This is a genomic window from Deltaproteobacteria bacterium (assembly GCA_019308995.1).
Taxonomy (GTDB): domain Bacteria; phylum Desulfobacterota; class Desulfarculia; order Adiutricales; family JAFDHD01; genus JAFDHD01.
The window spans coordinates 1-7,698 of record JAFDHD010000134.1; the positions used below are offsets into that span (position 1 = coordinate 1).

At 50.6% G+C, this 7,698-nt stretch carries 7 protein-coding genes; 6 read left to right on the forward strand and 1 reads right to left on the reverse strand.

What is annotated here, in order from left to right:
* The 3 genes from JRI95_15240 to JRI95_15250 form a co-directional block, all read left to right on the forward strand.
* Positions 1-122 (forward strand): ABC transporter permease (locus tag JRI95_15240; protein ID MBW2062895.1); only part of this gene is annotated, 122 nt, incomplete at its 5' end.
* A 12-nt stretch (positions 123-134) separates the two neighbouring features.
* A complete protein-coding gene (locus JRI95_15245; protein MBW2062896.1) occupies positions 135-1,118 on the forward strand; it encodes an ABC transporter ATP-binding protein in 984 nt (327 codons plus the stop codon).
* 10 nt (positions 1,119-1,128) lie between these two features.
* Positions 1,129-2,103: an ATP-binding cassette domain-containing protein gene (locus JRI95_15250; protein ID MBW2062897.1), complete on the forward strand. Its 975-nt coding sequence runs from the start codon at positions 1,129-1,131 to the stop codon at positions 2,101-2,103.
* 188 nt (positions 2,104-2,291) lie between these two features.
* Here JRI95_15250 and JRI95_15255 read toward each other — a convergent pair whose 3' ends face one another.
* Positions 2,292-3,011 carry a cytochrome c biogenesis protein CcdA gene (locus tag JRI95_15255; GenBank protein MBW2062898.1) on the reverse strand — a complete coding sequence of 240 codons (720 nt, stop codon included), beginning with the start codon at positions 3,009-3,011 and terminating at the stop codon, positions 2,292-2,294.
* Between the two features lie 442 nt (positions 3,012-3,453).
* Between JRI95_15255 and JRI95_15260 the strand changes: the two genes are divergently transcribed.
* The 3 genes from JRI95_15260 (at position 3,454) to JRI95_15270 (ending at position 7,489) form a co-directional block, all read left to right on the forward strand.
* Complete coding sequence (locus JRI95_15260; GenBank protein ID MBW2062899.1) at positions 3,454-4,326, forward strand: 3-hydroxyacyl-CoA dehydrogenase family protein; 873 nt, start codon at positions 3,454-3,456, stop codon at positions 4,324-4,326.
* Between the two features lie 356 nt (positions 4,327-4,682).
* Positions 4,683-5,888, forward strand: a complete 1,206-nt coding sequence (locus JRI95_15265) for an acyl-CoA dehydrogenase family protein (protein ID MBW2062900.1) — start codon at positions 4,683-4,685, stop codon at positions 5,886-5,888.
* 80 nt (positions 5,889-5,968) lie between these two features.
* A complete protein-coding gene (locus JRI95_15270) occupies positions 5,969-7,489 on the forward strand; it encodes a long-chain fatty acid--CoA ligase (GenBank protein MBW2062901.1) in 1,521 nt (506 codons plus the stop codon).
* Positions 7,490-7,698: the final 209 nt, after the last annotated feature.

A 7,698-nucleotide genomic window follows, 5' to 3' on the forward strand; every position in this document is an offset into this window, starting at 1 on the left:
TCACCTCTGCCTGGTGGCTGGTGACCTTTCCTGGAATCGCTATTCTCATAACCGTTCTCGGGGCCAACCTCACCGGGAACTGGCTCAGAGACGTGCTTGATCCCAAGCAGAAACTGCGTTGATAGAAAAAAAGTATGGCAGGCGCGAAAAATAATAAACCGGTGCTTTCGGTGAAGGAACTCAAAACCTACTTCTTCTCACCACAGGGGATTGTTCGGGCTGTAGACGGTATCAGTTTCGACGTCCATAAAGGTGAGATCGTGGGGTTGGTCGGGGAGTCTGCATGCGGTAAAAGCGTCACCAGCCTGTCTTTGATGCGTCTGGTGCCGCCGCCCACCGGACGGATCGTTGGCGGGGAGATCCTGTTCGATGGCATTGACCTCCTTTCCCTTCAAGAGGAGGAGATGCGGGAGTACCGAGGCAAGCGAATCGCCATGATCCTACAGGACCCGATGGTTTCCCTGGACCCTCTCTTCCGCATTGGCAACCAGATTTCAGAGGCGATCAGGTATCATGAAGATCAGAAAAAGCAAACCCTGCGCTCGCGCGTCATCGAGCTTTTAAGGAAGGTGAAGGTCCCTTCCCCTGAGGTCCGCATTGACGACTACCCCTTTCAATTCAGCGGCGGCATGAGTCAGCGCTGCCTCATCGCCATGGGTATTTCCTGCCAGCCGGACCTGCTCATCGCCGACGAACCCACCACCGCCCTGGACGTAACCATCCAGGCTCAAATTTTAAGACTGCTGCGGGAGATACAGCGGGAATCTAACACCGCCATCATCCTTATTACTCACGATCTGGCAGTGGTGGCCCAGTTGTGCAAAAGGATCCTGGTCATGTACGCCGGCCGCATTATCGAACAGGGAGATATCAACACCATCTTTGAAAACCCGGCCCATCCGTATTCCGTGGGGCTTATCCGCTCCGTGCCCGTTCTCGGGAAAAGGGTCAAAGAGCTTTACACCATCGAGGGACAGCCCCCGGACCTGATGCAGCTCCCGCCTGGATGCAGCTTTGGGCCGAGATGCAACCGGAGGATGGAAATTTGCGCGCAGGAGTATCCGCCGGAAACCCGATTAGCAGAAGGACACATTGTCCGATGCTGGCTGTATCAATAGGAATCTAGCCATGAAATCCCTGGAAGCGCTCCTGGAAGTCCGTGACCTCAAAAAATACTACCCGGTCACACGGGGAGGGGTCATTTTTTCCAGTGTTAAAGGCTACATCAAGGCCGTGGACGGCATTAGCCTGAGCATTAACGAGGGCGCAACTTTCGGACTGGTCGGGGAATCGGGCTGCGGTAAATCAACGACGGCCCGCCTTATCCTGCGTCTCGAAGACCCTACGGACGGCCAGATCATCTTTCAGTCTCAAAATCTTGTCAGGCTGAAAAAAAAGGAGCTTCTTAAGTTCCGCCGCCATTGCCAGGTGGTCTTCCAGGACCCTTTCCGGTCGTTGAACCCAAGGAAAAAGGTCAAGCAGATCGTATCCGAACCGATGCTGGTGCACAAGGTTATGTCAAAAAAACAGGCCCTGGAAAGGGCGCATGAGCTCTTGGAGACTGTGGGCCTGCGACCCTATCACGCTGACCTTTATCCCCATGAATTCAGCGGCGGTCAACGTCAACGGATCACCATTGCCCGGGCCCTCTCCCTGGAGCCAAAAATTATCATCCTGGACGAACCGGTCTCGGCACTGGATGTTTCCATCAGGGCTCAAGTTTTGAACCTGCTCATGAAGCTGCAAAAGGAATTTAATCTGACCTATCTCATCATCGCTCATGATCTGGCGGTGGTGGAGCATATCAGCACGCACGTCGGTGTGATGTATTTGGGCAAACTTGTAGAGATCGCCTCTCGTGACGATTTATACGGTCACCCTAAACACCCCTATACCATAGCTCTGCTTGAAGCCGTGCCTGTGGCGGATCCCAGGGTTATCAAAGATGTGGCCCTTGAAGGTGAGGTGCCATCCGCCTTTGCTCTACCTAGTGGCTGCCGCTTTCATACCAGGTGTGAACAGGCGGATTCCATATGCAAAGAGCAGGAGCCTCCCCTGGTTGAGGTTGGGGAAGAACATTTTGTAGCCTGTCATCATTTATAAAATCAATGAGGTTTTGAGTGTCTTCACGAGGTAATTAAAGGAAATTAAAGAAGAGACGCTTCGTATCGCTCGCCATGATATACTATTGATATTATTATAAAATGTCATTGCGAGGAGCGAAGTGACGAAGCACCCATTAAGAGGCAATTTCAGACCTTTTCAATCGGAACGTATTTTTGAAATTATCTCTAACCCAAACTGCCTGGAATCAGCTTTGCCAGGAGATCAAAAAAGATAAGAATCCCCATAACGACAAGGAAGAGACCTGAAACCGGCCCCACCCAACGCATCCACCGGCTAAATCTACGGAAAAACGATAAAAACCGATCAAGAGCCAATGCGCTTATGAAAAATGGCAATGCCAGCCCCAACGTATAGGCTAAAAGGAGTGTAAAGCCCTGGATAAAACTGTTCTTGGTGCTGGCAAAAATCAACACCGAAGCCAGGATAGGCCCGACGCAGGGAGTCCACCCTACGCCAAATGTCACCCCGACCAGAAAAGAACCGATTGCTCCGGCCGGCTTTTTTTGCAGAATGACCCTTTTCTCCTTATTCAAGAAGCGCGTTGGTAAAAGACCGGCCATATAGAGCCCGAGCAAAATGACAATCACTCCGCCCACCTGCCGGATCAGGTCCTGATAGGCGTTGACCAGCTTGCCCAAGGCTGTCACAGACAGGCCAAGCAAGATAAAGATCATAGAAAACCCGGCGATGAACAGGAGCGATTGGACTATGATCCTGCGGTTGAGACCGGCCGCGGCTTTTGCATCCGTCACATCTTCAAAGGAAAATCCGGTTATAAATGACAGGTACCCCGGAATGAGAGGCAGGACGCAAGGTGAGATAAAAGAAAGAAAGCCGGCGGTAAAGGCGATAAAATAGCTCATCTCAGCAGAACCGGTAGTCATGTCAATCTCCAGTCAACCAAAGAAAGAAGGTCACATTTTATAAATATATCTATCATTTAACAGATCGTCAAGTTTACACCTCGCGATTAAGAAGCCAGGCGCCCGGTTTCACCTCATCTCCTTCTGATCTGGAGTTGTTGACCAGGCTTTGTCTGCCTCGGGACAAAAGCCTTCCTTTTGATTGTTTAATTGAAAAAAGCGCCACAGCCACACCGGACCCCAATTCTCGCGCCAAAGATGGAATGACCCATATGGAGACCTAATTTGCCCGTTCAGTTCATTAATCTAGAGACAACCGTCAAGGGGCTTAAGTTTCGTTTGTTAATTAAAAAAAAGCTCATTTTTCATCTTGCATAGAAGCCTGAAACATGCTAGAGAGATGATGTAGATGAGGGTGTTTAATAAAAGTTGAAAACCTTAAAAAAAGAAAGGAAGAAGAGAGATGAACATTGATGATGTAAAAAACATTGCCGTCATTGGTGCCGGAAACATGGGTCACCAGATTTCCACTCTCTGTGCCATTCGGGGGTATAAGACCACATGTACAGATGTTGTGGAAGAAGTATTAAAGAAGGCTGAGGCGTTTGTGGACAACTATCTGCCCGGGCGTGTAAAAAAAGGAAGGCTGACCGAAGAGCAGGCCAAACAGGCGCGCGAAAATCTCAGTTTTACCTCCAGCCTGGAAGAGGCAGTCAAGGATGCCGATTACGTTATTGAAGCGGTACTCGAAGTCCTTGATCTCAAAAAGAAAATCTTCGCCGATCTCGATAAAATGGCCCCGTCTCATGCCATCCTGGCCACCAATAGCTCCGCCATTGTCAGCTCCCGTATCGCTGACGCCACTAAACGTCCTGAAAAAATTTGCAATCTCCATTTTTTTAACCCGGCCCTGGTTATGAAACTGGTCGAGGTCGTTCAGGGCCCGCATACCTCGGATGAAACCGCGGAAATTTCCATGGCTCTCTGCCAGAAGCTGGACAAGGTTGCGGTGCGCCTCAAAAAAGAGGTGGACGGCTTCCTGCTGAACCGGATCTTTGGCGCCATCGGACGCGAGGCCCAGTGGCTGCTGGAAATGGGAGTCGCCTCTTATGAAGACATTGACAATGCCTGCATTTATGGCGCCGGTCATCCAATGGGACCCTTCCGCCTGATGGATCTCACCGGAATTGATTTGGCTTACACCATGGGCATGGAAGCCTTTAAAAATACCGGTGACCGGTCCGCTCTTCCTTCCCCGAGTATAGTGGAGCGTTATGTTAAAGGCGAATATGGTCAGAAGACTGGAAAAGGCTGGTACGATTACTCGCAAAAATAAAGAACTAGCCATAAGGATATTATAAATACATTCTTGGGGCGGGCCTTCCGCCCCTTTTTTATCAGAGAACTATCGCCTTTGATTTTTTCAACTTTTTGCTTGCAGTCAGTACCAAAAGCCACAATAATAGGTTCGAAAAGAAGGATTCAGGGCTGAATTCACTTTGGATGAGAACCAATGGCAGATACATGATATGATGCGCCGGCTTGCTTTAATCAAGTTTTGGGAGACAGCCGATGACGAGGAAGTCAGGCTGGCCTCTGATCTTCATAGATAAGGCCGGCTAGCTGGGTATGCTTTGAGGCGTGTTCGTAAAAGAAAGATTAAAATTCGATTTATCCGAGAAGGAGGATTAAATGATAGATTTTGAACTACTGCCTGCAACCAAACAGGGGCTAAAAGGGACTCATGCTCTGGCCGCCGGTCTGTTTCGCAAGATCGCCCGTTATTATGACGATCATGAGCACGACAAGGTCCAGGAGCTTTATGACATGGTGGAGACCATGAAGAAAGCGGCTTCAGCTCCAAAGAAGGAAGAGAAAGAGGAAAAACCCGCAGAGGCAAAGCCTGCCCCGCGTTTGGAGCCCAGCGTCGCTGGCGTGGTGAGTGCGGAAGAAATGGCCTGGGGCGATGCCGGTATCATGCTTTGCTTCCCGACAGCCGGCTTAGGGAACGCTGCCATCCAGGCTGTGGGCACACCTGAGCAAAAAACCCGCCTGGGCGGGAAATTCACGGCCATGGCCATCACCGAGCCTGGCACCGGTTCGGACACCGCCGCCGTCACGACCACGGCTAAACTTGACCCGGATACAAACGAGTGGATCATCAACGGGGAGAAAATCTTCATCACCTCTGGCGACCGGTGTGAAGCCGTGGTCGTCTGGGCGACGCTAGATAAGAGTATAGGCCGGGCGGCCATCAAGAGCTTTGTCGTGGAAAAAGGCTCGCCAGGCATGACCTTGACCAAGGTCGAAGATAAACTGGGCATTCGCGCTTCGGACACCGCCTCCATTGTCTTTGAAGACTGCCGCATTCCCTATGACAACATCCTGGGCAGCCCGGAGATCAAGGAGAGAAAGAAAGGCCTCGGAGGCGCCATGGCCACCTTTGACGCCACCCGGCCGACTGTCGCGGCCATGGCTATCGGTGTGGCCCGGGCCGCGCTGGAGTTCACCAAACAGAAACTGGAAGAAGAGGGTTACACCTTCCCGTATGATCGCGGCCAGCATCAATTGAGCGCTATCCAAAAAGATATGCTGGATATGGAGGTTAATCTGGAGGTGGCCCGTCTTCTGATCTGGCGCGCCGCGGCCATGATGGATAAAGGTATCAGAAACAGCCTTGAGGCCTCCATGTCCAAGGCCAAAGCCGGTCGAGCCGCCACCCTCGTGACCCAAAAATGTTTGGAAATACTGGGCTCGCAAGGCTACGGCTGTAATTGGCTTGTGGAAAAATGGATGCGCGATTGTAAAATCAACGATATCTTTGAAGGCACCGGGCAGATTCAGATGCTTATTATCGCCCGCAACATCCTGGGATTTACCCGCGATCAGCTGAAATAGTCGGAGGCAGGCGCTTTCCATGCGCCTGCCTCAGTATACAGCCAAGCCATGAAAACCAGCCAAATCCAAGGAGGCAGAAAATGAATTTGGTTGAGCTAGCCGAACAAAACTATGAAATGTTTGGCGAACACACCGTAGTTATTTATAATGATCAGGAATACACAAACGTGCAGCTGTTCAAATCGGCTAATAAACTGGCGCACGGTTTGAAAAGCCTGGGGCTTAGGCCTGGAGATAGAGTACTGGTCATGCTTATGAATTCTCCCGAGGTCATAATTAGCTACCAAGGCATATTAAGAGCGGGCGCCATCATCATCCCGGTGGTCTTTCTCCTGGGAGAAAAAGAGGTGGCCCATATTTTAAGGAATTCTGAAGCTGCGGCCATTATCACCTCGAGTGCCTTTATGGAAAAAGTGAAGGTTGCCACAGAGGGAATCGAGACCCTGAAACATATCATTATTCTCGAAGACGAGGATATTCCCGGAACCATCAAGTTTTCTCAGCTTTTAAACGAAAGCCCTGACGAAAAACCTGATGTTGACATTAAAGAAAACGACCTGGCGGTTATTCTCTATACTGCCGGGACCACTGGAGCGCCCAAGGGTGTGATGCTGACCCATAAAAATCTTTACTCTAATGCTGTAAGCGCGGCAAAAACGGCAGACATTGACCCAGATGACATCTCGCTTCACCTCCTGCCGCTTTCCCACTCCTACGGCCTCACCGTCATGAACGCCGGGTGGATGTTTCCTAATAAAAGCGTACTCATGTCCTGGTTCGACCTTGAGGGGGCCTGCAAGCTCATCGAGAAGTATAAAATCAGCGGTTTTGCAGGGGTGCCGGCCATGTTCGCCATAATGCTCAACAGTCCTGAGACAGATAAATACGACCTCTCCAGCCTGAAAGAATGCGGTTCCGGTTCGGCCCCTCTCCCGGTTGAAGTGCTTCGCGGTTTTGAAGAAAAATTTAATTGTATCATCTTGGAAGGATACGGTCTCTCCGAAGCAGCGCCCGTGGTCAGTACTCATTATCGAAACCGTGAGCGCAAACCCGGGTCCATTGGGCAGGTCATTCCCGATGTTGAAGTCAAGGTCGTGGATGAGGATGGTAATGAAGCGCCTCAAGGCGAGCTAGGCGAACTGATCGTCAAAGGACCCAATGTCTCCCCGGGTTACTACAACCTGCCACAAGAGACCGCGGAGGCATTCAAAAACGGCTGGCTCTATACCGGGGACATGGCCACTATGGATGAAGATGGCTACCTTTATATTGTGGAAAGGAAGAAAGACCTGATCATCCGGGGCGGTTTCAATATTGTGCCGCGCGACGTCGAGGAAGTTCTGTATCAGCATCCTGCCGTCATTGACGCCGCGGTCATTGGTGTCCCTGACCCGATCATGGGTGAGGAAATCAAGGCCTTTGTTGTTCTCAAGGAAGGGGAACAAGTCACGGAGGAGGAAATCACTAGGCATTGTCAGGAACACCTCGCCAAGTACAAGACTCCAAAATTCATCGAATTTACAGATGCTTTACCCAGAAATCCGATTGGCAAGATCATGCGCAAGGAATTGCGTGAACTTCACGCCAAAATTAAAGAATAAGCCATAACAACACGGGCCGATCCGCTTAGCCAACCTGATACAGCGGCAGATAAACCGTTGCTGATTCGGCTGCAAGCATCGGCCCAACTCGAAAGAAAGGAGATGGTATGAATGATTAATCTGAGGCGGTATTATCCGGTTGATTTGAGATCGATCGGAGTAGACAGGTCGCAGGCTGTATTGTTTATGTGAGGCTTTGACCTCGTAAA